Origin of the sequence: uncultured Polaribacter sp., assembly GCF_947503855.1 — a bacterium.
Taxonomy (GTDB): domain Bacteria; phylum Bacteroidota; class Bacteroidia; order Flavobacteriales; family Flavobacteriaceae; genus Polaribacter.
The window spans coordinates 1-647 of the sequence record NZ_CANNFF010000030.1; the positions used below are offsets into that span (position 1 = coordinate 1).

Consider the following 647-nt stretch of genomic DNA (forward strand, 5'->3'; position numbering starts at 1 on the left):
AGTAAAAAGAATCTGCAGTAAATCTTTACCTATATAGCCTTTATCGGCGTATAGTTTTCCATAGATTTTATTTAGAAAAGACTTCTTTTTTAAAGGTGTTCTATCATCAACATTAGCCTGTGTTATGGTAAAGTTTAAGATCTCACCTTTATCGTTTATAACAATATGTAGTTTAAAACCATGAAACCACCCCATAGTAGATTTACCAGTGGTAGCAATGCCTTTAAAAACTTTATTGTTTTTAATTCGTTTGGGTTTACAAACTCTAATAGGTGTAGAGTCTACAAAAGAGATGCCTGTAGAATCGCCCAAACAACAGGTCTTTAAAAACAAAGTCATTGGCATTAAGCTTTGCTGCATAAGCTCTGTAAATCTGTTGTATGAAACTGTGTTAGGGAAATCATTTCGCATATGCTTTTGCAGGTAATAAATGTAAAAATGCTTGAAGGTTCTAAATCCACTTAACTGAAACAAAATGGTAATAGTAATTACCTCACTTTTTGACATAGTGGATGGACGCTTTGATGGATTCCCTAAAAGGTGTTTATCGACTAATTGGTCAAATTCTTTGCAAAATTCATCAACAATACAGAATATTTCAGTAATTTTAGAGTAGATTATCATAGATAGATTTTTAGATTAATAAA

The 647-nt window shown here is 31.4% G+C and carries 1 protein-coding gene; it reads right to left on the reverse strand.

From position 1 onward, the window contains the following. The coding region (locus tag Q0662_RS11915) for an IS982 family transposase (protein WP_298950162.1) at positions 1-624 on the reverse strand (624 nt) is incomplete at its 3' end. Positions 625-647: the final 23 nt, after the last annotated feature.